The organism is Streptomyces tropicalis (genome assembly GCF_029269835.1).
GTDB classification, from domain to species: domain Bacteria; phylum Actinomycetota; class Actinomycetes; order Streptomycetales; family Streptomycetaceae; genus Streptomyces; species Streptomyces tropicalis.
The window spans coordinates 78,011-101,029 of the sequence record NZ_JARJBB010000009.1 but is presented as its reverse complement, the minus strand read 5'-3'; the positions used below and the strand labels follow the sequence as shown (position 1 = coordinate 101,029).

Sequence of the window (23,019 nt, the reverse complement as noted above, 5' to 3'; positions counted from 1 at the left end):
CGTTGAGTCCTTTGTACTGCACGCCGGGAACAAGCGGAACCCCTGCTTGCAGTTCTTTACTTTTGGGTTCAAACGGGACGTAAAGCGAAGTAGTGCCGGCGGCCGAACGGCTGAAAGCGACGTGTCAGGAGAGCGCGGTCCGGCGTCGGCTGGCGTACCAGACGAGGCCCGCGGTGGCCGCGGCCGCCCCGACCGCGGCGGCCGCGACGAGTACCGGCCGCGGCGGCACGGAGAACGTGGGCAGCCGCTGCTTGAGCGGGACCGGCCGGTGGAAGTCGAGAACCGGCCAGTCGCGCGCGCCGGCCTCCCGGCGCAGCGCCCGGTCCGGGTTCACCGCGTGCGGATGGCCCACCGACTCCAGCATCGGCACGTCGGTGATGGAGTCGCTGTAGGCGTAGCAGCGGGCCAGGTCGTAGCCCTCGGACTCGGCCAGCTCCCGGATCGCCTCGGCCTTGGTCGGGCCGTAGGCGTAGTACTCCACCTCGCCGGTGAAGCAGCCGTCGTCGCCGACCACCATCCGGGTGGCCACCACCCGGTCCGCGCCCAGCAGTTCGCCGATCGGCTCGACCACCTCCGCGCCCGACGTGGACACGATGACGACGTCGCGTCCGGCGGTGTGGTGCTCCTCGATGAGGGAGGCGGCCTCGTCGTAGATGATCGGGTCGATGAGATCGTGCAGCGTCTCCGCGACCAGGGCCTTGACCTGCTGCACGTTCCAGCCGCGGCACAGCGCGGACAAGTACGCGCGCATGCGCTCCATCTGGTCGTGGTCGGCGCCGCCGGCGAGGAAGACGAACTGGGCATATGCGGTGCGCAGGACGGCCCGCCGGTTGATCAGGCCGCCTTGGTAGAACGACTTGCTGAACGTGAGCGTGCTCGACTTCGCAATGACCGTCTTGTCCAGATCAAAGAAGGCCGCGGTGCGGGGCAAGGAGTGGTTTTCCACACCCCTGAGCATAGGGGCAGCCCATTCGGCGTAAGGTGGGCGTGTGGGTTTGCCTGAGAAGGCTCTCGGGTACACCATGGAAGTCACGGATCGTTCGCGACCGTGCTAACCCGGTCCGACTCCTCCCCCCCCGAGTCGGCCGTGGAGACGACCCCCGCTCTCCCCCCCGGCGGGGGTCGTCGCATGTCCGGACGCGTTTTCCCCTTCTCCCTCGTGGTCGCGGTGCCCCGTACGGCCCCGGGCCGGGCGCCCGGCCCTCCCCCCAGGATTCGCGACTGTGCGTAGTCGTCGCGCTGCTCTGCGGAAGTCTCACGGGAGCCGGTACGCGGGTCACCGGTATGGGTGACGGCGATATTCACAGAGGTCGAGTTGTCCACAGTTATCGACCAAGATCCACACGATTTCCCGTATCGCCGCATCGTGATTCCGACGCGCACCGCTCGCGGCCCGTTCATGGCCGGTTCCCGTTTGTCGGGCGCGTATGGCCGGTTCGTATCGGCCGCCCATATGAAGGCCGCTTGCCGGTTCTTCACATCTTTCGGATTCGCGGGGCCGCAGGGGCAGCGCGAGAGACGCAGCGAAGGGGGACGAGCCCATGAACGGAGCCGTCGCACACGATCCACCGCCCACCGCAGGGGGCCGCCCAGCCGGTCCACTGATCGTCACCGAGGACCCGGACATCCTCGACGACCTGCTGCGCCTGTGCGCGGCGGCCGGCGCCACGCCCGAGGTCCGCCCAGGGGCGGACGGCCGCGGCGGCGCATGGGAGTCCGCGCCGCTCGTGCTCGTCGGCGACGACGTGGCATGCCGGGTGCGCGGCGCCCCGCGACGGCGCCACGTGGTGCTGGTCGGCCGCGACCAGGACGACTCCGGTGTCTGGCGGCGCGCCGTCGAGGCCGGCGCCGACCACGTCCTGGTCCTGCCCGACGGCGAGCAGTGGCTGGTCGACCGCATCGCCGACGTCGTCGAAGGGGTGGGCCGGCCCGCGCTCACCGTGGGGGTCGTCGGCGGGCGCGGCGGGGCCGGGGCATCCACCCTGGCCTGCGCGCTCGGCGTGACCTCCGCGAGGGAGGGCCTGCGCACCCTCCTCGTCGACGCCGATCCGCTGGGCGGGGGGCTCGACGTCCTGCTCGGCGGGGAGACGGCCGAGGGGCTGCGCTGGCCGGCCTTCGCGGCGTCGCGCGGGCGGGTGGGCGGCAGCGCCCTGGAGGAGTCGCTGCCCGAACTGCACTCGCTGAGACTGCTCAGCTGGGACCGCGGCGATTGCGCCGCCGTCCCGCCGCAGGCCGTCAGGGCGGTGCTGGCCGCCGCCAGAAGGCGTGGCGGCGCCGTCGTCGTCGACCTGCCCCGCCGTGTCGACGAAGGGGTCGCGGAGGCCCTCGCCCAGGTCGACATCGGGTTGCTCGTGGTCCCCGCCGAGCTTCGCGCCGTCGCGGCCGCGACACGCGTCGCCGCCGCCGTCGGCATGGTGCTGCGCGATCTGCGTGTCGCGGTCCGAGGCCCTTACGCCCCCGGGCTGGACGACCGCGAAGTGTCCCGGCTGCTCGGCCTTCCGCTGGCGGGGGAGGTGCCGGTGGAGACGGCCTTGCTGCGCCCGGGCGAGGGCAGGACCCCTCCCGGCGCGTCGTCCCGCACGCCACTGGCCCGCTTCTGCACCGCCTTCTGGGAGCGGGCCCTGACCGAGGCGGGCGCCGCATGAGGCCGCCCGCCGACCACCGCGGGACGCCGGACACCGCGATGCACGGGGTCGCCGGGCGGGGCGGGGCCGCTCGTGGGACCGCGGGCCCGGTGACCCCGGCCGATCTGCTGGACGGGGTGCGGCAGCGGCTGGCGGAGAGCGGTGCCGAACCCACACCCGCGCGCGTGGCGCAGGCCCTGCGGGAACAGGGCCGGGTGCTCGGCGACGCGGAAGTGCTCGGTGCGGCCGAGCAGTTGCGGTCCGAGCTGATCGGCAGTGGCCCGCTGGAGCCACTGCTCGCGGATCCTGCCGTGACCGACGTCCTCGTCTCGGCCCCGGACCGGGTGTGGGTGGACCGCGGCGGCGGGCTGGAGCGGGTCCCGGTCGTCTTTCCGGACGCCCAGGCCGTGCGCCGCCTGGCCCAGCGGCTGGCCGCGGTGGCGGGGCGCCGGCTCGACGACGCCCGGCCCTGGGTCGACGCCCGGCTGCCGGACGGCACCCGGCTGCACGCGGTGCTCCCGCCGGTCGCCGTCGGCTGCACCTGCCTGTCCCTGCGGGTCGTCCGGCCCCGCGCCTTCACGCTCGACGAACTGGTGGCGGCGGGCACCGTGCCACCGGGCGGCGACCGGGTGCTGCGGGCGCTGGTGGAGGCGCGGCTGTCCTTCCTCATCAGCGGCGGCACGGGCACCGGCAAGACCACGTTGCTGAGCGTGCTGCTGGGGCTGGTCGGCCCGCGCGAACGGATCGTCCTCGCCGAGGACTCCGCGGAACTGCGCCCCGACCATCCCCACGTGGTCCGCCTGGAGACCAGACCGGCCAATCAGGAGGGTGCCGGCCTCGTCACGCTCGAGGACCTGGTGCGCCAGGCGCTGCGGATGCGGCCGGACCGGCTCGTCGTGGGAGAGGTGCGCGGAGCCGAGGTCGTCCACCTGCTGGCCGCGCTGAACACCGGCCATGAGGGCGGCTGCGGCACCGTCCACGCCAACGCCGCCGCGGACGTCCCGGCCCGTCTGGAGGCGCTGGGCACGGCCGCCGGGCTCGACCGGGCCGCCCTGCACAGCCAGCTCGCGGCCGCGCTGTCGGTGGTGCTGCATCTGGTCCGGGACGGCTCCGGGCGGCGCCGGATCGCCGAGGTACGGGTGCTGGAGCGCGAGGAGTCCGGTCTCGTCCGGACGGTGCCGGCGCTGCGCTGGGGTGAGACGGCGTTCAGGGCCGAGCGGGGCTGGGAGCGGCTGCGGGAGCTGCTCCGCACGGAAGGGAAGGAGTGAGCACGGTGCAGGGGATGAGCTGGAGCCAGGTGTGTTCCGGCGTGGCGACGGCGTGCGCCGGAGCGGCGGTCTGGCTGATCGGGAGCCGAGGTGCGGGTGCACGGCGGGCGCGGCTGCTGCTCGCAGGCGGCGGGGCGGTCGGCACCGGACCGCCGGCCTGGGAACGGGTCCTGGACGAACTCCGGCGGATCCGTGCGGGGTTGCGGGCCGAGTGGTGGGCTCTGGCCGCCGGTCTGGCGCTGGGGGTGATGGGTGGTTCGGTGCTGCCGGTCGCCGCGGGGGCGGCCGGGGTGCCGCTGCTGCGGCGGGCGCGGATCGCGCGGGCCGAGCGCCGGGCCCGGGAGGGGCGGGCCGATGCGGTGATCGCACTGTGCGGGGTGCTGGCCGGGGAGGTGCGCGCAGGGCGGCAGCCGGGCGAGGCGATGGTGCGTGCCGCCGGGGACTCGGACGGCCTGGGGCAGGCGCAGGCGGCGGTGCTGGCGGCGGCCCGGTTCGGCGGTGACGTGTCCGGTGCGCTCGCTGTGGCCGCGCGGGAGCCGGGCGCCGAAGGGCTGCGCGGTCTCGCCGCCTGCTGGCGGGTGGCCGTGGACCGGGGTGCCGGGCTGGCGGCGGGCCTGGACCGGCTGGAGGCGGCGCTCCGGGCGGAGCGGGACCAACGGGCCGACCTGTGGGCGCAGTTGTCCGGTGCCCGGGCCACGGCGCTGATGCTCGCCGGGCTGCCTGCCCTGGGGCTTCTGCTCGGCACGGCCATGGGGGCGGACCCGCTGCACGTGCTGCTGCACACCGGGGCGGGCCTCGGGTGCCTGGTCGTCGGCGGGGCGTTCGAGGGGGCGGGGATGTGGTGGGCGCTGAGGATCGTGCGCGGAGCGGAGGCGGCATGAGCGGGGAAGTCGTCCACAGGCTGGGGACGTTGGCGGCGGCTGTGCTGCTTCTGTGGGCGGCCGTCCGCCGGGCGGGTCCGGGCCGCCGCGCACGAAGAACGCAGCGGCGGCTGGCCGTCCTGCTCGACGCCGGGGCCCTCCCCGAGCCCGGAGGAGCACATCCGTCGCTGCGCGTGCGGGGCGCCGTCCGGCAGTGGCTTTCCCTGGCGGCCGTGGCCGGCGCCGGATGGGCGCTGGTCGGAGGGATCCCCGGACCCCTGGTCGGACTGGCCGGGGCGGCGGCGCTGCGGTGGTGGCTCCGGCGGCGGGCGGCGGCGGAGCCGGCGCGGGACTTCGACCCCGTCGAAGCGGCTCGTCAGTTCCCGCTGGCCGCCGACCTCCTGGCGGCCTGCATCACGGCCGGAGCCGGGACGGTGGTCGCCGCCCGCGCCGTCGGCGAGGCCCTCTCGGGTCCCGTCGGGGAGCGGCTGGCACGGGGCGCGGCCGAAGTGCGGCTCGGAGGCGAACCGGCCGACGCCTGGCGCGGGCTTGCCGCCCTGCCAGGCGCTGCCGCCCTCGCACGGCTGCTGGAGCGGGCCGACGAGTCCGGGCTCCCGGCGGCAGGTCCGGTCGCCCGTCTCGCGGCCGACGCCCGCGCCGAGCGGGGCCGGGCCGCCACCGTCCGCGCCCGCCGGGCGGCGGTGCTGGTCACGGCACCTGTGGGGCTGTGCTTCCTGCCCGCCTTCGTCGCGGTGGGGGTGCTGCCGGTGGTGATCGGTCTCGCGGGCGGGGTCCTGGAAGGAGGCGGTGGCTGAGACGGAGTGGCGACGGAGAGGCGGCCGGGAGGAGACGAGGGCGCGTCCGTCGGGAGAGGAGCAGCACGGAAGAAGAACGGCAGCACACGGAACGGCATGCAGGCGACGCCCGGTACAGGCCGTGCGCGGCACGGGCGAAACAGTGGACGACTACCTCACGGGGGTTGTGATGTACGGAAAGGCACGGGCACGGATGCGTGCCCTGGTGGTACGGGTTCGGACGCTCGGGCGCAGGGACGCGGGCATGGTCACGTCGGAGTACGCGATGGGCATCATCGCCGCGGTGGCCTTCGCCGTCCTGCTGTACGAGGTGGTCACGAGCGGCCAGGTCAAGGCCGAGTTGCAGGCCATCGTGAAGCGGGCCCTCAGTGCGCGGATGTGAACGCGGCCGCGACAGGGGGTTCGTGACCGCGGAGACGGCGATGGCCCTTCCGGTGCTGGTGCTGTTCGTGACAGTGCTGGCGTGGGGGCTGCTGGTGGTGCTCGCCCAGATCCAGTGCGTTGACGCGGCCCGCTCGGGTGCCCGGGCCGCGGCCCGCCAGGATCCCGACGGCGCGGTCACCGCGGTGGCCCGGGAGGCGGCACCGCACGGAGCACGGATCACGGTGACCCGGGAGGGCGCGGACGTGCACGTGGTCGTCGTGGCGCATCCCCCGGGAATGGGCGTCCTGCCCGTGGAACTGCGGGAGGAGGCCGTGGCGGAGACGGAGGAGTCGGTCGGGACCGGCGCCGCGCCGGAAGCGCGGCCCGGGGGAACCGGGCGTACGGCTGGAGCGGTGCCGTGACGGGCCTGCCGGCCCTCGCCGCCGACCGGGGGCGGCGATCCGCCGGGGGCCCTGCTCCACGCCTCCGGCGGCCCGGGGCCCTCGTCAAGGGTCGCCGCGCCCTCGGCGAGGTCGCCGGCGGACGGCGGTGGCGCCGAGGTGCGGGACGCGAGTCGGGCACGGGCACGGGCGCGGGATGCGAGTCGGGTACCGGCACGGGCGCGGGATGCGAGTCGGGCAGGGTCGTCGGCCACGAATGCGGTGCGCGCCCGGGTACCGGTCCCGGATTCCGGACGCGCCTGCGCACCGGTCGACGCCTGCGGTGGCTGCACCGGGCCGTCGACGGTGCCGCCGCCCGACTGCGGCAGCGTTGCTCGGACCGTGGCTCCGCGACCGTGTGGAGCGTCGGAGGGATCGCCGTGCTGTGCGTGGTGTTCGGCGTCGGGGTGGCCCTCGGGCAGGCCGTCGTGACCCGGCACCGGGCCGCGGCCGCGGCCGACCTCGCGGCGCTGGCGGCGGCGGGACACTGGCCGGACGGTTCCGCCTCGGCCTGCGCCCGGGCGGCCCGCCTGGCGCGGGTCCAGGGCGCCCGGCTGGTCCGGTGCGCGATCGTGGGCGACACCTCGGACGTCACGGCGGTGTCGGAACGGGGCCCGTTCACCGCGGAGGTGAGAGCGAGAGCGGGGCCGGCCGGGCCGCCGGATTCGGCGCCCCCGCTCACTCCGGCGCCCCCGCCGTCGGCTCCGGCACCACCGCCCGCTCCGGCGGCGCGGTAGGGGCCGCCGCCGCGGCCTCCCACCGCACCCGTCGCCTCCCGCGAACGGCCTAGGCCGCCCCCTCCGTCTTCCCGCCCTCCGCAGCGGCCGCCGCCCCGCCTGCCTCCGGCTCCTCCGGGGCCCCCTCCAGCAGCACGGTCAGCAACCGCACGGCGCCCCGCTTGTGCAGTGGATCGTTGCCGTTGCCGCATTTGGGGGACTGGATGCAGGAGGGGCAGCCGGCGTCGCACTCGCAGGAGGCGATGGCCTCCCGGGTGGCGGCGAGCCAGGCACGGGCGGTGTGGAAGGCGCGCTCCGCGAAGCCCGCGCCGCCGGGGTGGCCGTCGTAGACGAAGACCGTCGGCAGGAGCGTGTCCGGGTGCAGGGGGACGGAGACGCCGCCGATGTCCCAGCGGTCGCAGGTGGCGAAGAGGGGCAGCATGCCGATCGACGCGTGCTCGGCGGCGTGCAGGGCCCCGCCGAGGATCTCCGGGTTGATCCGGGCGGTGTCCAACTGGTCCTCGGTGACCGTCCACCACACCGCGCGGGTCCGCAGCGTACGAGGAGGGAGGTCGAGCTTCGTCTCGCCCAGCACTTCGCCGGTGATGACCCGCCGGCGCAGGAAGGAGACCACCTGGTTGGTGACCTCGACGGAGCCGTAGCAGAGGCGGCCGCCGCCCCAGGGCACCTCGACGTCCGTCTCCAGGACGGAGACCGCGGTCGTGTCCCGGGCGACGGTCGTGTACGGCGGCGCGGCCTCCTCGACCAGGGCGACCGAGTCCTCCAGATCGAGGGAGCGCACCAGGTAGGTGCGGCCCTGGTGCAGGTGGACCGCGCCCTCGTGGACCGTGGTGTGGGCGGCGCCCTCGTCGACCGTGCCGAGCAGCCGCCCGGTGCCCGCCTCGACGATCTGCACCGGGCGTCCGCCCTCGCCCCGGATGTCGGTCAGGTCCGCGGCGCGCTCCCGGCGCGTCCAGTGCCAGGCCAGGGTGCGGCGGCGCAGCAGCTTCGCGGCCTCCAGTTGCGGCAGGAGCTCCATGCCCGCGGGGCCGAACAGCTCGGCGTCGTCCTCGGTGAGCGGCAGCTCGGCGGCCGCCGCGCACAGGTGCGGAGCGAGGACGTAGGGGTTGTCCGGGTCGAGCACGGTGGACTCCACCGGCTGGTCGAACAGGGCCTCGGGGTGGTGGACGAGGAAGGTGTCCAGTGGGTCGTCGCGGGCGACCAGCACCGCCAGGGCGCCCTGTCCGGCGCGGCCCGCCCGGCCCGCCTGCTGCCACAGGGAGGCCCGGGTGCCCGGATAGCCGGCGATCACCACGGCGTCCAGGCCGGACACGTCGACGCCCAGCTCCAGGGCGGTCGTGGCCGCCAGGCCGAGGAGTTCGCCGGAGTGCAGGGAGCGTTCGAGCGCGCGGCGCTCCTCGGGGAGGTAACCACCGCGGTACGCCGCGACACGCCGGGCCAGTGACCGGTCGATCTCCGTCAGCCGCTCCTGGGCGATGACCGAGATCAGCTCGGCGCCCCGCCGGGAGCGGACGAAGGCGACCGAGCGCACCCCCTGGACGGTGAGGTCGGTCAGCAGGTCGGCGGTCTCCGCGGTCGCGGTGCGGCGCACGGGTGCGCCCTTCTCGCCCTGGAGTTCGGTGAGCGGCGGCTCCCAGAGCGCGAACACCAGTTCACCGCGGGGTGAGGCGTCGTCGGCGACCTCGACCACCGGCACGCCCGTCAGCCGGCGGGCGGCGACCGCGGGTTCGGCGGCGGTGGCGGAGGCGAGGAGGAAGACGGGGGAGGCGCCGTAGCGCGCGCACAGGCGGCGCAGCCGGCGCAGCACCTGGGCGACGTGGGACCCGAAGACGCCCCGGTAGGTGTGGCACTCGTCGATGACCACGTACTTCAGGGTGCGCAGGAAGGAGGACCAGCGCGGGTGCGAGGGCAGGACGCCGCGGTGCAGCATGTCGGGGTTGGTGAGGACGTAGTTGGCGTACTGGCGGATCCACTCGCGCTCCTCCAGCGGCGTGTCCCCGTCGTACACCGCGGGGCGTACGGCCTTGCCCAGCGGCCGGGCGAGTTCCTTCACCGCGCGGCACTGGTCGGCCGCGAGGGCCTTCGTGGGGGCCAGGTAGAGGGCGGTGGCGCCGCGCCCGTTCGGCGCCTCGGCGCCGTCCAGCAGAGTGGACAGGACGGGTGCCAGGTAGGCCAGGGACTTGCCCGACGCGGTGCCGGTGGCGACCACGACGGAGTCGCCGTCGAGGGCGTGTTCGGCGGCGAGCGCCTGGTGGGCCCAGGGGTGCGCGATGCCGTGGGCCTGCACCGCGGCGACGACCTCCGGGCGAATCCGGTCGGGCCAGACGGCATGGCGGCCCGCACGTGGGGGCAAGTGCTCCGTATGAGTGATGCGCGCAGCCCGGTTCGGTCCCGAGGCCAGCCGGGCCAGGACCGTGTCCGGCGCCGGTCGGGATGCAGGGTCCGTCGGGGTTCGATCGGATCGTTGTTTCTCGGCCATTGGCACCGAGTGTGTCACCGGCGTGACGGACAATGGAGCCAAGGCGTCGTGCACGCCTGCCGGTAAGTGATTGAATGCCATCGCGGCTGGCGAACCGCCCTGGGGCTGCAAGCCGAGGTGTCCCGAGGGGCGACCGCTCGATAGCAAGGTGCTGGAGGATCCGTGGACCTGTCTCTGTCGACCCGTACCGTCGGCGATCGTACGGTCGTCGAGGTCGGTGGCGAAATCGACGTATATACCGCGCCCAAGCTGCGCGAGCAGCTGGTCGAGCTGGTGAACGACGGGAATTTCCACCTCGTCGTCGACATGGAGGGCGTGGACTTCCTCGACTCCACCGGGCTCGGCGTACTGGTCGGCGGCCTGAAGCGAGTGCGGGCCCATGAGGGCTCGCTGCGCCTGGTGTGCAACCAGGAGCGCATTCTCAAGATCTTCCGTATCACCGGCCTCACCAAGGTGTTCCCGATTCACACCTCGGTCGAGGAAGCGGTGGCGGCCACCGACTGACCCTCCGGGCCGGGCGGTGCCCGGCGCGGAGGACGCACCAGCGGAGGGCCGGGCTTTCGGCGGCCCGGTCCTCCGACAGCACGCCCATAGCTCCGAGGGGGATGCATGGCCACCGTCGAACTCCGCTTCAGCGCGCTGCCCGAGCACGTCCGGACCGCCCGCCTGGTGGCGGCAGCGGTGGCGCGCAGGGCCGGGGTGGACGAGGCCGTCCTCGACGAGGTCAGACTGGCCGTCGGTGAAGCCTGCACCCGAGCCGTCGGGCTGCACCAGAGCGGCGGGATCTCGGCACCGGTGAAGGTGATGCTGATCGAGGAGGAGAAACAGTTCTCCATCGAGGTCGGGGACGAGGCACCGCACGCGCACCGCACCGACGGCAGCGCCGTCGGCGCCGGTGGCGACGTGGAGGCCGAGGAGGACGAGATGGGCCTCGCGGTCATCAGCGGCCTCGTCGACGACGTGGAGGTCATGGCCGGGGAGCACGGCGGGTCGATCAGGATGACCTGGCCGGCGACCCCGTCGGTGGTCGTGCTTCCCTGACGTCCCACCCGTACGGCGTCATCGTGAGGGCCCTGCTCAGCAGGGCCCTTCTCGTATTTTCACCCGGACACATTCTCATTCGTGAAGGAATTCACGATCAATGACCCATCATTTGATCAAGGGTCAATGGTTTTGAGGCATTACTTCTTTCGGGTTCAGTGGCGTGATGTCGATCATTTGCTGAAGAGCAGGTGAAGGCTAATTCCACTTACTGCACTCTGTTTAGATCAGGTTCCGCTACCTACAATCCGTCCACATCTTGAGCTCAGGTCAAGCGTCAAGGAGGACGAATGGCGGGGCTTTCTACCCCTCATCAGTTGGGCCACACCACAACCTTCGCAGCCGCAGTGCTGACCGATGACAATCGGATCATCATCGCTGTGATCGCGGCGGTCGCGGTCGCCGCGCTCGTGCTGGCCGGAGTCCTGGTACGCCAGGTGCTCGCGGCGGGCGAGGGCACCGACAGCATGAAGTCGATCGCGTCGGCGGTCCAGGAAGGCGCCAACGCCTATCTGGCCCGGCAGTTGCGCACGCTCGGCGTATTCGCCGTGGTCGTGTTCTTCCTGCTCATGCTGCTGCCCGCGGACGACTGGAATCAGCGCGCCGGACGATCGATCTTCTTCCTGATCGGAGCGGTGTTCTCGGCGGCCACCGGCTATATCGGCATGTGGCTCGCCGTGCGCAGCAATGTGCGCGTCGCCGCGGCAGCCCGGGAGGCGACTCCGGCGGAGGGCGAGCCGGAAAAGGATCTCACCACCGTCTCGCACAAGGCCATGAAGATCGCTTTCCGTACGGGCGGCGTCGTCGGCATGTTCACGGTGGGGCTCGGCCTGCTGGGCGCCTCCTGTGTGGTGCTCGTGTACGCGGCCGACGCGCCGAAGGTGCTGGAGGGCTTCGGCCTCGGCGCGGCGCTGATCGCGATGTTCATGCGTGTCGGCGGCGGCATCTTCACCAAGGCCGCCGACGTCGGCGCCGACCTGGTCGGCAAGGTCGAGCAGGGCATTCCGGAGGACGATCCGCGCAATGCCGCGACCATCGCCGACAACGTGGGCGACAACGTCGGCGACTGCGCCGGGATGGCGGCCGACCTCTTCGAGTCGTACGCCGTCACGCTGGTCGCCGCACTGATCCTCGGCAAGGCGGCCTTCGGCAACGACGGGCTGGCCTTCCCGCTGCTGGTCCCCGCGATCGGCGTGATCACGGCGATGATCGGCATCTTCGCGGTCGCGCCGCGCCGGTCCGACCGCAGTGGGATGTCCGCGATCAACCGCGGCTTCTTCATCTCTGCGGTGATCTCGCTCGGCCTGGTCGCGGTCGCCGTCTACACCTATCTGCCCTCGTCGTACGGGGCCCTCCGCGGCATCGGCGACGCGGCGATCAAGGCCAAGCACGGCGACCCGCGGATCCTCGCCCTGGTCGCGGTGGCCATCGGCATCCTGCTCGCCGCCGTGATCCAGCAGCTCACCGGCTACTTCACCGAGACCAGCCGGCGCCCGGTGCGGGACATCGGCAAGACCTCGCTGACCGGTCCGGCCACCGTCGTCCTCGCCGGCATCTCCGTCGGCCTGGAGTCGGCCGTCTACACCGCGCTGCTGATCGGCCTCAGCGTCTACGGCGCGTTCCTGCTCGGCGGCACGTCGATCATGCTCGCCCTGTTCGCGGTGGCGCTGGCCGGCACCGGTCTGCTCACCACGGTCGGCGTCATCGTGGCCATGGACACCTTCGGTCCGGTCTCCGACAACGCGCAGGGCATCGCCGAGATGTCCGGCGACGTCGAGGGGGCGGGCGCCCAGGTGCTCACCAACCTGGACGCGGTCGGCAACACCACCAAGGCCATCACCAAGGGCATCGCCATCGCCACCGCGGTCCTGGCGGCGTCGGCGCTCTTCGGGTCCTACCGCGACGCGATCACCACCGGCGCGCAGGACGTGGGGGCCAAGCTCTCCGGAGCGGGTTCCCCCATGACCCTGACGATGGACATCTCCCAGCCCAACAACCTCGTCGGCCTGATCGCCGGCGCCGCGGTCGTCTTCCTCTTCTCGGGGCTGGCGATCAACGCGGTGTCGCGGTCGGCGGGCTCGGTGGTCTTCGAGGTGCGCCGCCAGTTCCGCGAGAAGCCCGGGATCATGGACTTCAGCGAGAAGCCGGAGTACGGCAAGGTCGTCGACATCTGCACCAAGGACGCCCTGCGCGAACTGGCCACGCCCGGACTGCTCGCCGTCATGGCGCCGATCTTCCTCGGTTTCACCCTCGGCGTGGGCGCGCTCGGCGCCTATCTCGCGGGGGCGATCGGCGCGGGCACCCTCATGGCCGTGTTCCTCGCCAACTCCGGCGGTGCCTGGGACAACGCCAAGAAGCTCGTGGAGGACGGCCACCACGGCGGCAAGGGCAGCGAGGCCCACGCCGCCACGGTGATCGGCGACACCGTCGGCGACCCCTTCAAGGACACTGCCGGGCCCGCGATCAACCCGCTGCTGAAGGTCATGAACCTGGTGTCGCTGCTGATCGCGCCCGCGGTCATCAGGTTCAGCTACGGAGACCACCAGAGCATCGGGGTCCGCATCCTGATCGCGATCGTGGCCCTCCTGGTGATCGTCGGTTCCGTCTACGTCTCCAAGCGCCGCGGCATCGCCGTGGGTGACGAAGACAGCGCCGAGCGCGTCTCCAAGCCGGCCGACCCCGCGGTGGTGTCGTAACCGGTTCCGGTCGAGAGGACCGGCTCAGGACGACGGGCGGACGGCGCGCACACCGCGCCGTCCGCCCGTCGTCCGTGGGTGCGCCCCCGGCCGTGAGCCTTCTCTCGCTTGGTGCAAATAGATATAAGAAATGTCATATCGGGCTCCCGAATCGTGGTCGCCACCCGCTCCCCGTGTATGTTCCGGGGCCGAGAGCCACGGAAGGGACCAAACCGGTGAACAAGAAGCTCGCGGCCGCAGTGTCCGGCGGTGCGGTACTGGGACTGGCGCTGACGGGATGTTCCAGCGGCAGCGCGGACAACAAGAACGACGCGCTGGACTCCTGGGCCAAGCAGGTGTGCACCGCCGTGCAGCCGCAGGCGCAGAAGGTCGAGGCCGCCAGCGCCGCGATCCAGAAGCAGACCTCGGACAACAGCCCGACCACCGAGGTCCGGAAGACGGATGCGCAGGCCTTCCAGGACATGTCCGACGCCTACAAGGCGATCGGTGCGGCCGTGAACAGCGCCGGCGCGCCCAATGTCGACAACGGCAAGAAGAAGCAGCAGGACGCGGTCAAGGAGCTCAACGGCCTCTCCGCGTCGTACGCCACCCTGAAGAAGCAGGTCGACGGGCTGGACACCAAGGACCAGGGCAAGTTCGCGGACGGCCTCAAGGGCATCGCGACCCAGCTCGACAAGCTCAGCAAGAGCGGCAACGACGCCCTGAAGAACCTGGAGGAGGGCGACGTCGGCAAGGCGATGGCGCAGCAGCCGAGCTGCAAGTCCGCCTCCGCACCCGCGCCCGCCCCGTCGTCCTGACGTTCGCTCCCCCGTCGTCCTGACGGTCGACGCGCCCTGACGCGGGCGGGTCGACCCACCCCTGACGGGGCACCCCCGCGCGGCCGCCCCGTGGCGCGCCGCACCGCTCGGCCCGCCCGGCGGCCCCGTCGGCTCCCCGAGCCCGGGCCGCCGGGCGGTGGCCGTTCCCGGGGCGGGCAGCGCGGCCGAGGCCCGGCGACGCGGACCGGAACCGGGGCCACCGCCGCCGGATCCGGCCCGCCCCGGCGTCCGCCGACGCACGCCTGGGGTGCGATGTCGGTGCGAGCCGACACAATGGGTGCGTGAGTGACTCCAGCCTGCCCGCCCTTCCCGCAGCCGACCGTCCCGACGTCGCCGCCCGGCTCCGTGACGCCCTGCTCGGCGCCTCCTTCACCGCCGACGGACTGCTCGACCTCCTCGGTGCACCCGCGTACGCGGCGCTGGCCCGCAGCGAGACGGTGCCCGCGCTCCGCGCCACGCGCGGCGACACGCCGCTGGAGACCCTGGTCAGACTGTTCCTGCTGCAGCAGCCCGTGCCGCACGCGCGCGTGGCGGACGTGCTGCCCGTCCGGGAGTGCCTGGACGCGGGCTGGCTCCGGAGCGTCGGGAGCGACGGGATCGCCGCGTCCGTGGACGTCCGGCCCTACGGCGGTCCCGACGGCGAGGACTGGTTCATCGTCTCCGACCTCGGCTGCGCGGTCGGCGGCGCGGGCGGTATCGGCAGCCGCGAGGAGGGCGTCGTCCTCGGCGTCGGCGGCGCCTCCACGACGCTCGCAGGGATCACCGTCCGCGCGCCCGTCGGCGCCGCGCTCGACCTCGGCACCGGCTCCGGGATCCAGGCGCTGCACGCCGCGCGGCACGCCACGCGCGTGACCGCGACGGACCTCAACCCGCGCGCCCTGCACATCACCGCGCTCACGCTCGCGCTGTCCGGCGCCCCCGCCGCGGACCTGCGCGAGGGCTCGCTGTTCCAGCCGCTGCGTCCGGACGAGACCTTCGACCTGATCGTCTCGAACCCGCCGTTCGTGATCTCTCCCGGCGCCCGGCTGACCTACCGCGACGGGGGCATGGGCGGGGACGATCTGTGCCGCACGCTCGTTCAGGAAGCGGGGGAGCGGCTGAGCGAGGGCGGGTTCGCGCAGTTCCTCGCCAACTGGCAGCACGTGGAGGGGGAGGACTGGCAGGACCGGCTCAGGTCGTGGGTGCCGCGCGGCTGCGACGCCTGGATCGTGCAGCGCGAGGTGCAGGACGTCACGCAGTACGCCGAGCTGTGGCTCCGGGACGCCGGAGACCACCGCGGCGACCTCGCCGAGTACCAGGCGCGGTACGACGCCTGGCTCGACGAGTTCGAGGCGCGCAAGGTGAAGGCCGTGGGCTTCGGGTGGATCACCCTGCGCCGGACGGCGGCCGCCGAGCCCTCGATCCTCGTGGAGGAGTGGCCGCACCCGGTCGAGCAGCCGCTCGGCGGCACGGTGCAGGCGCACTTCGCCCGCCTCGACTACCTGCGCGGCCACGACGACGCCGCCCTGCTCGACGGCCGCTTCCGGCTGACCCCCGAGATCGTGCAGGAGCAGGTCGGGCTGCCGGGTGCGGAGGACCCGGAGCACGTGGTGCTGCGCCAGAACCGCGGGATGCGCCGGGCCACCACCGTCGACACCGTCGGCGCGGGCTTCGCCGGCGTGTGCGACGGCTCGCTCAGCGCCGGCCGCATCCTGGACGCGATCGCGCAGCTGGTCGGCGAGGATCCGGTGGTGCTGCGGGACCGCACGCCCGCGCAGATCCGGCTGCTGGTGGAACAGGGCTTCCTCGACCCGCTGCAGTGAGCCGCCGAGGTCCGGCACGGTGCGCCGCCGGGCCGGGCGGACGGCCCGGCGGTGAGTTCGCGCCGACTTCCCCGCGCCACTCGGGGGAGTAAAAAATCCGTCGCGGCCGCTCCCGGCCGACCGTGGCCCCGGTCACGTCGCCCGAGGGGGGCGCGCCCGGAGTTCACCCGGGGTTGGCCGGGCCGTCGCCCGCGGGTGCCAGCCTCCCCGACCGGAGTATCCGGGATGGGAGGGGACGGGGATGGAAAGCGGGCCGGCGATCTTCACGGGTGTGGTGTTCGCCCTGTTCGGAGGGGCACTGCTGGGGTGGACGGCGGTCCGGGTGCGGCACCGCGAGCCCGTCGGCGCCGGTATGAACCGGATCACCTCGGCGACCGTCGCGGCCGTGGTCGCCCTTGCCGCCCTGGCCCTCGGGACGTGGTGCCTGACCCGCCTGTGACAACGGCCGCAGCGCTCCGGTCCACGTAACTGAGGAATCACCCTCCGCGTACCCCGGGGCCGTCCGGTGGACACTCCGGGCGGCAGGAAGGGCGGTAGTCGGGTTACCGTTCGAGTGGCCGTTGCGGGCTTTTCCCGTTTGACACGGGGGCGGGATGTACCGTCACACTCCGCAGCGTCAGCACGACCCGCCCCCGGGAATCGAACCCGGGGAGCCTCAGCGTCGACCGGAGAGAAGAGCGAAGTTGTCCCCGACCAGCGAGACCGCACAGGGCGGCCGCCGACTCGTCATCGTCGAGTCGCCTGCCAAGGCGAAGACGATCAAGGGCTACCTCGGCCCCGGCTACGTCGTCGAAGCGAGCGTCGGGCACATCCGTGACCTCCCCAACGGCGCCGCCGAGGTGCCGGAGAAGTACACCGGCGAGGTCCGCCGCCTCGGCGTCGACGTCGAACACGACTTCGAGCCGATCTATGTCGTCAACGCCGACAAGAAGGCCCAGGTCAAGAAACTCAAGGACCTGCTCAAGGACTCCGACGAACTCTTCCTCGCCACCGATGAGGACCGCGAGGGCGAGGCCATCGCCTGGCACCTCCTGGAGGTCCTCAAGCCCAAGGTCCCGGTCAAGCGGATGGTCTTCCACGAGATCACCAAGGACGCGATCCGCGAGGCGGTGGCCAACCCGCGCGACCTGAACCAGCGCATGGTCGACGCCCAGGAGACCCGCCGCATCCTCGACCGCCTCTACGGCTACGAGGTCTCGCCGGTCCTGTGGAAGAAGGTCATGCCCCGCCTGTCGGCCGGCCGTGTCCAGTCGGTGGCGACCCGGCTCGTGGTGGAGCGGGAGCGCGAGCGCATCGCGTTCCGCTCGGCCGAGTACTGGGACCTGACGGGCACCTTCGGCACCGGCCGCGCCGGGGACTCCTCGGACCCGTCGACGCTGGTCGCCCGGCTCCAGACGGTCGACGGGCGGCGCGTGGCCCAGGGCCGCGACTTCGACTCCCTCGGCCGACTGAAGTCCGCCAACACCCTCCACCTGGACGAGAGCGCCGCGCGCGCCCTGGTCACGGCGCTGGAGGCCACCCGCTTCGCGGTCCGCTCCGTCGAGTCCAAGCCCTACCGCCGCTCGCCGTACGCCCCGTTCCGTACGACGACGCTGCAGCAGGAGGCGAGCCGCAAGCTCGGCTTCGGCGCGAAGGCCACCATGCAGGTCGCGCAGAAGCTGTACGAGAACGGCTACATCACCTACATGCGTACGGACTCGACGACCCTGAGCGACACGGCGGTCTCGGCCGCCCGCGCCCAGGTGACGCAGCTGTACGGCGCCGACTACCTGCCGGCCCAGCCGCGTACGTACGCCGGCAAGGTCAAGAACGCGCAGGAGGCGCACGAGGCGATCCGCCCCTCGGGTGATCGTTTCCGCACGCCCGCCGAGACCGGCCTGACCGGTGACCAGTTCAAGCTCTACGAGCTGATCTGGAAGCGCACCGTCGCCTCCCAGATGAAGGACGCGACCGGGAACAGCGTCACGGTGAAGATCGGCGGCACCGCCGCCGACGGCCGCGACGTCGAGTTCAGTGCGTCCGGCAAGACGATCACCTTCCACGGCTTCCTGAAGGCCTACGTCGAGGGCGCCGACGACCCGAACGCGGAGCTCGACGACCGCGAGCGCCGGCTGCCGCAGGTCGCGGAGGGCGACGGCCTCACGGCCGAGGAGATCACCGCCGACGGCCACTCCACCAAGCCGCCGGCCCGCTACACCGAGGCCAGCCTGGTCAAGGAGCTGGAGGAGCGCGAGATCGGCCGGCCGTCGACGTACGCGTCGATCATCGGCACCATCCTCGACCGCGGCTACGTGTTCAAGAAGGGCACGGCCCTCGTGCCGTCCTTCCTGTCCTTCGCCGTGGTCAACCTCCTGGAGAAGCACTTCGGGCGGCTCGTCGACTACGACTTCACCGCGAAGATGGAGGACGACCTCGACCGCATCGCGCGCGGCGAGGCGCAGGCCGTGCCGTGGCTGAAGCGTTTCTACTTCGGCGAGGGCACCGTCGAGGGCGCCGCCGCCGACGCCGGGAACGGCGACGGGGACCACCTGGGCGGCCTCAAGGAGCTGGTGACCGACCTCGGCGCGATCGACGCACGCGAGGTGTCGTCGTTCCCGGTGAGCAGCGACATCGTGCTGCGCGTCGGCCGCTACGGCCCGTACATCGAGCGCGGCGAGAAGGACACCGACACCCACCAGCGCGCCGACATCCCCGACGACCTGGCCCCGGACGAGCTGAGCGTCGAGCTCGCCGAGGAGCTGCTCGCCAAGCCGAGCGGCGACTTCGAACTGGGCGCCGACCCGGAGACCGGCCACCAGATCATCGCCAAGGACGGCCGCTACGGCCCCTACGTCACCGAGGTGCTGCCCGAGGGCACCCCGAAGACGGGCAAGAACGCGGTCAAGCCGCGCACCGCCTCCCTCTTCAAGTCCATGTCGCTGGACACGGTGACGCTGCAGGACGCGCTGAAGCTCATGTCGCTCCCGCGGGTCGTCGGCACCGACGCCGAGGGCCAGGAGATCACCGCGCAGAACGGCCGCTACGGCCCGTACCTGAAGAAGGGCACGGACTCGCGCTCGCTGCAGACCGAGGACCAGCTCTTCACGATCACGCTGGACGAGGCGCTGGCGATCTACGCTCAGCCCAAGCAGCGGGGCCGGGCGGCCGCCAAGCCGCCGCTGAGGGAGCTGGGCGAGGACCCGGTCAGCGGCAAGCCGGTCGTGGTCAAGGACGGCCGCTTCGGCCCGTACGTCACCGACGGCGAGACCAACGCGACCCTCCGCTCCGGCGACAGCGTCGAGGAGATCACCGCGGAGCGCGGTTTCGAGCTGCTCGCCGAGAAGCGCGCCAAGGGCCCGGCCAAGAAGACCGCCAAGAAGGCCCCCGCGAAGAAGACGGCGGCCAAGAAGACGGCTGCGAAGAAGACGGCGTCCACGGCGGCGAAGAAGACCGCGGCGAAGAAGACGACCACCAAGAAGACGGCGGCGAAGAAGACGGCCGCCGCCAAGACCTCGGCCGCCGAGGACTGACCCGGCGACCCCCGGCCGGGCTCGGCCGGGAAGCTCCGGTCCGGGCGGCTCTGGTCCGGGAGGGCCCTTCGGGGGCCTCCCGAAAGGCCGGTCCTCCCCGGGGCCCGGGGGCCTTCCCCGGTCGGCGGCGTCCACGCGCAAGATCACGAAACGCCTCGGCATCACTTTGGTGTCGGGGCGTGCGCACGTTCGGACGGTCACCACAGGTTGCCGGTGCGTGCCGATAGGCTGAATGCATGACGCGAGCCGAGCAGCCGACGGCCCCCCCACCCGCCCCCGACGACGCCCTTCTGGCGGACTCCCGCGAACGTGCCGTCCGTGCGCTGTTGCGCCGGCCGCAGATGAAGCGGTTGTGGAGCGCACAGCTGGTCGGAGGCATCGGAGATGCCCTGGCCCTCCTGGTGCTGGTCGTCCTCGCCCTGCAGGCGGCGGTCGCCCAGGGCACCTTCGGCGGCGGCTACCGGGGCGCCGCGTTCGCCGTGGCGGCCGTCTTCGGGGCGCGCATTCTGGCCACGCTGCTCTTCGGCGCGGTCCTGCTCGGACCGCTCAGCTCCCTCACCGCCCAGGAGGGGCCGCTCGACCGGCGCTGGACCATGGTCGGCGCCGACGGCGTCCGGGCCGCGCTGCTGATCGTGGCCCCCCTGTGGATCGACTGGGTGCCCGCCGACGCGTCCGTCCTCCTGCTGGTCACCGTCTTCGTCACCGGCATCGCCGAGCGCTTCTGGGGCGTGTGCAGGGAGAGCGCGGCGCCGGCGCTGCTGCCCGCGCCGCCCCCCGAGGGCGCCACGGTGCGCCCGCTGCCCGACCACATGGACGCCCTGCGCCGCCTGTCGCTGCGCACCGGTTTCGTCGCGATCCCCGCGGCGGCCGCCGCCCTCGTCCTCGCGGGACTGTTCAACAACCTGCTGGGCACCGGCATCGCCTGGTTCGCCCAGCACCAGGCCGCCCTCGCCTCGTACGTGGCGGCCGGGCTGTTCGCCGCGTCGCTGTCCGTGCTGATCTCGCTGGACCTGCCCGGCACCCGCACCCCGCGCGCCCGGTCCCCGCTCGAGGGCCTGCGCCGCCCGAAGACCGGCACCGGTGTCGACAAGGGCCGCACCGGCGCCGTCCCGCTGCTGATCCTCGCCTCCGCGGCGGTCGCCGGAGCGGTCGCCGCCGCCGTCTCCGTCTGCGCGCTGCACGCCCGTGACCTGGGCGGCGGACCCGTGCTGTACGGCCTCGCGGTGCTCGCGCTGACCGGTGGGGTCGTCGTCGGCATCCGTACGGCGCCGAAGGTGCTCGTGTCGCTGTCGCGGCGTCGGCTGCTGGCCCTGGCGATCGCCTTCACCGGCATCGCGCTGCTCGCCGCCGGGCTCGTCCCGGACGTCACCACCGTCCTGCTGATCCTCGCCCTGGCCGGCGTCGGCGCGGGCGTGGCCGCCAATACCGGGCACGCGCTGCTCGACCAGGAGGCCGAGGACTACCGCCGGCCGCGCATGACCGAGCACCTCCACGCGGTCGTCCGGGTCCTCGTCGCCCTCGGTGCCGTGATCGCCCCGGTCGTCGCGGCCGCGATCGGCCCGCACCGCCTGGAGCACGGCCGGTTCGTGTTCGCGCACGGAGGCGCCGCCTTCACCCTGATGCTGGTCGGTGCGCTGTTGCTGCCGGTCGCCGCGCTGGTGCTGGCCAAGGTCGACGACCGCTCCGGAGTTCCGCTGCGCAACGACCTCCTGGACGCGCTGCGCGGCGGCGACGAGCCCGCCACGGTGCCGTCGGCCACCGGGTTCTTCATCGCCCTGGAGGGCGGCGACGGCGCCGGCAAGTCCACCCAGGCCGAGGCGCTCGCCGAGTGGATCCGGGCCAAGGGCCACGAGGTCGTCCTCACCCGCGAGCCCGGCGCCACGCCGGTCGGCAAGCGGCTGCGGTCGATCCTGCTGGACGTGTCCTCGCAGGGCCTGTCGCACCGGGCGGAGGCCCTGCTCTACGCCGCGGACCGCGCCGAGCACGTCGACACGGTCGTCCGGCCCGCGCTGGAGCGCGGCGCCGTCGTGATCTCGGACCGCTACATCGACTCCTCCGTCGCCTACCAGGGCGCGGGCCGCGATCTGTCCCCGACGGAGATCGCCCGCATCTCCCGCTGGGCGACGAACGGACTGGTCCCGCACCTCACGGTGCTGCTGGACGTCTCCCCGGAGACCGCCAGGGAGCGGTTCACGGAGGCACCCGACCGCCTGGAGTCCGAGCCCGCCGAGTTCCACGGGCGCGTGCGGTCCGGATTCCTGACACTGGCCGCCGCCGACCCCGGGCGGTACCTCGTCGTGGACGCGGGCCAGGAGCCCGAGGCCGTCACGACCGTCGTCCGGCACCGCCTCGACCAGATGCTGCCGCTGTCCGAGGCCGAGGTGAAGGCCCAGGAGGAGGCCCGCCGGAAGGCCGAGGAGGAGGCCCGCCGCAAGGCGGAGGAGGAGGCCGCCCGCAAGGCCGAGGAGGAGCGCCTCGAGCGCGAGCGCCAGGAGCAGCTGGCCCGCCTGCGCGCCGAGGAGGAGGAGCGCAAGCGGCGCGAGCTGGAGGAGGCGCAGCGGCGCGAGGCCGAGCGCCAGGCCGAGGAGGCCCGCCTCCGCGCCGAGGAGGCGCGCCGGCGCGCGGAGGAGGAGAAGGCCCGCCTCCTCGCCGAGGAGCAGGCGCGCGCCGAGGAGGAGGCGCGCCGCAAGGCCGACGAGGAGCGCCGGCGCCGGCAGGCCGAGGAGGAGGCCCGGCTGCGGGCCGAGGCCGAGGAGCGGCGCCTGGAGAAGCAGCAGAAGGCCGAGCAGGCCCTGCTGCGCGCCGAGGAGGCCCGCCGGGCGGCCGAGCAGGCGACGGCCGCCGCGCAGGCGGGCCCCCGCAAGCCGAAGACCCCCGAGGCCGACCCGTCCGACGCGGCGACCCTGGCCACGCCGGCCGTGGAGCCGGACCGCGCGCCGTCCGGCGCCGCCGACGAGACCGCGGTGCTGCCGCCGGTGCGCGACGAGCGGGCCGGCGGCGGACCGTCCCGGCCGGCGGGGCGGACCGAGTCCGCGTCCGAGGTCACGGCGAGGCTGCCGCAGCCGCCCGTGCCGGGCGCGGCCGACGAGACGGCGGTGCTGCCGCCCGTCGCTCCCGAGGGGGCCGTCGACGACACGGCGGTGCTGCCGCCGGTGCGTGAGGAGGGCGGCGACCACCGGCTGCCGCCGGGTTACTTCCGCGACGAGCGGCCGTCGGCCGCCCGCCCCGACGGCTCGGACGACCGCACCCGCGAGCTCCCGCAGTTCGACGCGGCCCGGGACTCCGGCGACGGCGGACGGCGTACCGACACCGGGGCCCAGGGCGCCGGACGGCGGACCAGGCAGCGGCCGGACTGGGCCGAGGAGACCCCGCTCGACGATCTGCCGTCGCTGGCGGACGAGCTGCTGGGCCCGCGCGAGGACGACGCCGAGGAGAGCCGCGGCGGCGACCGCGGCGCGGGGCGCGACGGCGGCCGGGGGCGCCGCGGCTGACGCGGAGCGCAGGCTGATCGATCAGGTGACCGGGTGACCCGCTCAGCGGGTCACCCGGTCACCTGTCTGTCGGGTC

17 protein-coding genes are annotated in these 23,019 nt (G+C 73.5%); 15 read left to right on the top strand and 2 right to left on the bottom strand.

Annotation, left to right across the window (positions count from 1 at the left end):
• Positions 1 to 124: 124 nt before the first annotated feature.
• Entirely contained in the window at positions 125 to 958 is an 834-nt protein-coding gene (locus tag P3H78_RS19025; protein WP_276110235.1) for an HAD family hydrolase, read from the bottom strand.
• Positions 959 to 1,541: 583 nt separating this feature from the next.
• On the opposite strand from P3H78_RS19025, the gene ssd reads away from it, so the two are divergent.
• The 7 genes from ssd to P3H78_RS18990 all read left to right on the top strand — a co-directional run bounded on the left by ssd (position 1,542) and on the right by P3H78_RS18990 (position 7,107).
• Positions 1,542 to 2,645, top strand: coding sequence for a septum site-determining protein Ssd (gene ssd, locus P3H78_RS19020; RefSeq protein ID WP_276110234.1), 1,104 nt, complete (start codon positions 1,542 to 1,544; stop codon positions 2,643 to 2,645).
• A gap of 38 nt (positions 2,646 to 2,683) precedes the next feature.
• Positions 2,684 to 3,892: a TadA family conjugal transfer-associated ATPase gene (locus P3H78_RS19015; protein ID WP_276110401.1), complete on the top strand. Its 1,209-nt coding sequence runs from the start codon at positions 2,684 to 2,686 to the stop codon at positions 3,890 to 3,892.
• A 14-nt stretch (positions 3,893 to 3,906) separates the two neighbouring features.
• Positions 3,907 to 4,773, top strand: a complete 867-nt coding sequence (locus P3H78_RS19010) for a type II secretion system F family protein (RefSeq protein ID WP_276110233.1) — start codon at positions 3,907 to 3,909, stop codon at positions 4,771 to 4,773.
• A complete protein-coding gene (locus P3H78_RS19005; protein WP_276110232.1) occupies positions 4,770 to 5,567 on the top strand; it encodes a type II secretion system F family protein in 798 nt (265 codons plus the stop codon). Before P3H78_RS19010 ends, P3H78_RS19005 begins: the two co-directional genes overlap by 4 nt.
• A gap of 169 nt (positions 5,568 to 5,736) precedes the next feature.
• A complete protein-coding gene (locus tag P3H78_RS19000) occupies positions 5,737 to 5,949 on the top strand; it encodes a DUF4244 domain-containing protein (RefSeq protein ID WP_276110231.1) in 213 nt (70 codons plus the stop codon).
• Positions 5,936 to 6,352, top strand: coding sequence for a TadE family type IV pilus minor pilin (locus P3H78_RS18995; protein ID WP_276110230.1), 417 nt, complete (start codon positions 5,936 to 5,938; stop codon positions 6,350 to 6,352). The genes P3H78_RS19000 and P3H78_RS18995 overlap by 14 nt, the downstream gene beginning before the upstream one ends.
• A gap of 338 nt (positions 6,353 to 6,690) precedes the next feature.
• Complete coding sequence (locus tag P3H78_RS18990; protein WP_276110400.1) at positions 6,691 to 7,107, top strand: Rv3654c family TadE-like protein; 417 nt, start codon at positions 6,691 to 6,693, stop codon at positions 7,105 to 7,107.
• Positions 7,108 to 7,156: 49 nt separating this feature from the next.
• Here the strand turns inward: P3H78_RS18990 and P3H78_RS18985 are convergent, their stop codons facing one another.
• A complete protein-coding gene (locus tag P3H78_RS18985; RefSeq protein ID WP_276110229.1) occupies positions 7,157 to 9,667 on the bottom strand; it encodes a DEAD/DEAH box helicase in 2,511 nt (836 codons plus the stop codon).
• 81 nt (positions 9,668 to 9,748) lie between these two features.
• Here P3H78_RS18985 and bldG point away from each other — a divergent pair, with 81 nt between their 5' ends.
• From bldG to tmk, 8 genes are all read left to right on the top strand, one after another.
• A complete protein-coding gene (gene bldG / locus P3H78_RS18980; RefSeq protein WP_010986038.1) occupies positions 9,749 to 10,090 on the top strand; it encodes an anti-sigma factor antagonist BldG in 342 nt (113 codons plus the stop codon).
• A 105-nt stretch (positions 10,091 to 10,195) separates the two neighbouring features.
• Positions 10,196 to 10,627, top strand: a complete 432-nt coding sequence (locus tag P3H78_RS18975; protein ID WP_276110228.1) for an ATP-binding protein — start codon at positions 10,196 to 10,198, stop codon at positions 10,625 to 10,627.
• Positions 10,628 to 10,917: 290 nt separating this feature from the next.
• On the top strand, positions 10,918 to 13,323 hold the full coding sequence (locus P3H78_RS18970) for a sodium-translocating pyrophosphatase (RefSeq protein WP_276110227.1): 2,406 nt from the start codon (positions 10,918 to 10,920) through the stop codon (positions 13,321 to 13,323).
• A gap of 215 nt (positions 13,324 to 13,538) precedes the next feature.
• Positions 13,539 to 14,120, top strand: coding sequence for a small secreted protein (locus P3H78_RS18965; protein WP_276110226.1), 582 nt, complete (start codon positions 13,539 to 13,541; stop codon positions 14,118 to 14,120).
• A 302-nt stretch (positions 14,121 to 14,422) separates the two neighbouring features.
• On the top strand, positions 14,423 to 15,943 hold the full coding sequence (locus P3H78_RS18960) for a DUF7059 domain-containing protein (protein WP_276110225.1): 1,521 nt from the start codon (positions 14,423 to 14,425) through the stop codon (positions 15,941 to 15,943).
• 241 nt (positions 15,944 to 16,184) lie between these two features.
• On the top strand, positions 16,185 to 16,382 hold the full coding sequence (locus P3H78_RS18955; RefSeq protein WP_276110224.1) for a hypothetical protein: 198 nt from the start codon (positions 16,185 to 16,187) through the stop codon (positions 16,380 to 16,382).
• A gap of 244 nt (positions 16,383 to 16,626) precedes the next feature.
• Positions 16,627 to 19,452, top strand: coding sequence for a type I DNA topoisomerase (topA, locus tag P3H78_RS18950; RefSeq protein ID WP_276110223.1), 2,826 nt, complete (start codon positions 16,627 to 16,629; stop codon positions 19,450 to 19,452).
• A gap of 236 nt (positions 19,453 to 19,688) precedes the next feature.
• Positions 19,689 to 22,943 (top strand): dTMP kinase, encoded by a 3,255-nt coding sequence (gene tmk / locus P3H78_RS18945; protein ID WP_276110222.1) that lies wholly within the window; start codon positions 19,689 to 19,691, stop codon positions 22,941 to 22,943.
• Positions 22,944 to 23,019 lie beyond the last annotated feature (76 nt).

Coding starts and splice junctions, on each gene's coding strand:
- P3H78_RS19025 (WP_276110235.1), bottom strand. CDS start 958: ATGCTCAGGGGTGTGGAAAACCACTCCTTGCCCCGCACCGCGGCCTTC.
- ssd (WP_276110234.1), top strand. CDS start 1,542: ATGAACGGAGCCGTCGCACACGATCCACCGCCCACCGCAGGGGGCCGC.
- P3H78_RS19015 (WP_276110401.1), top strand. CDS start 2,684: ATGCACGGGGTCGCCGGGCGGGGCGGGGCCGCTCGTGGGACCGCGGGC.
- P3H78_RS19010 (WP_276110233.1), top strand. CDS start 3,907: ATGAGCTGGAGCCAGGTGTGTTCCGGCGTGGCGACGGCGTGCGCCGGA.
- P3H78_RS19005 (WP_276110232.1), top strand. CDS start 4,770: ATGAGCGGGGAAGTCGTCCACAGGCTGGGGACGTTGGCGGCGGCTGTG.
- P3H78_RS19000 (WP_276110231.1), top strand. CDS start 5,737: ATGTACGGAAAGGCACGGGCACGGATGCGTGCCCTGGTGGTACGGGTT.
- P3H78_RS18985 (WP_276110229.1), bottom strand. CDS start 9,667: ATGGCATTCAATCACTTACCGGCAGGCGTGCACGACGCCTTGGCTCCA.
- P3H78_RS18975 (WP_276110228.1), top strand. CDS start 10,196: ATGGCCACCGTCGAACTCCGCTTCAGCGCGCTGCCCGAGCACGTCCGG.
- P3H78_RS18970 (WP_276110227.1), top strand. CDS start 10,918: ATGGCGGGGCTTTCTACCCCTCATCAGTTGGGCCACACCACAACCTTC.
- P3H78_RS18955 (WP_276110224.1), top strand. CDS start 16,185: ATGGAAAGCGGGCCGGCGATCTTCACGGGTGTGGTGTTCGCCCTGTTC.
- tmk (WP_276110222.1), top strand. CDS start 19,689: ATGACGCGAGCCGAGCAGCCGACGGCCCCCCCACCCGCCCCCGACGAC.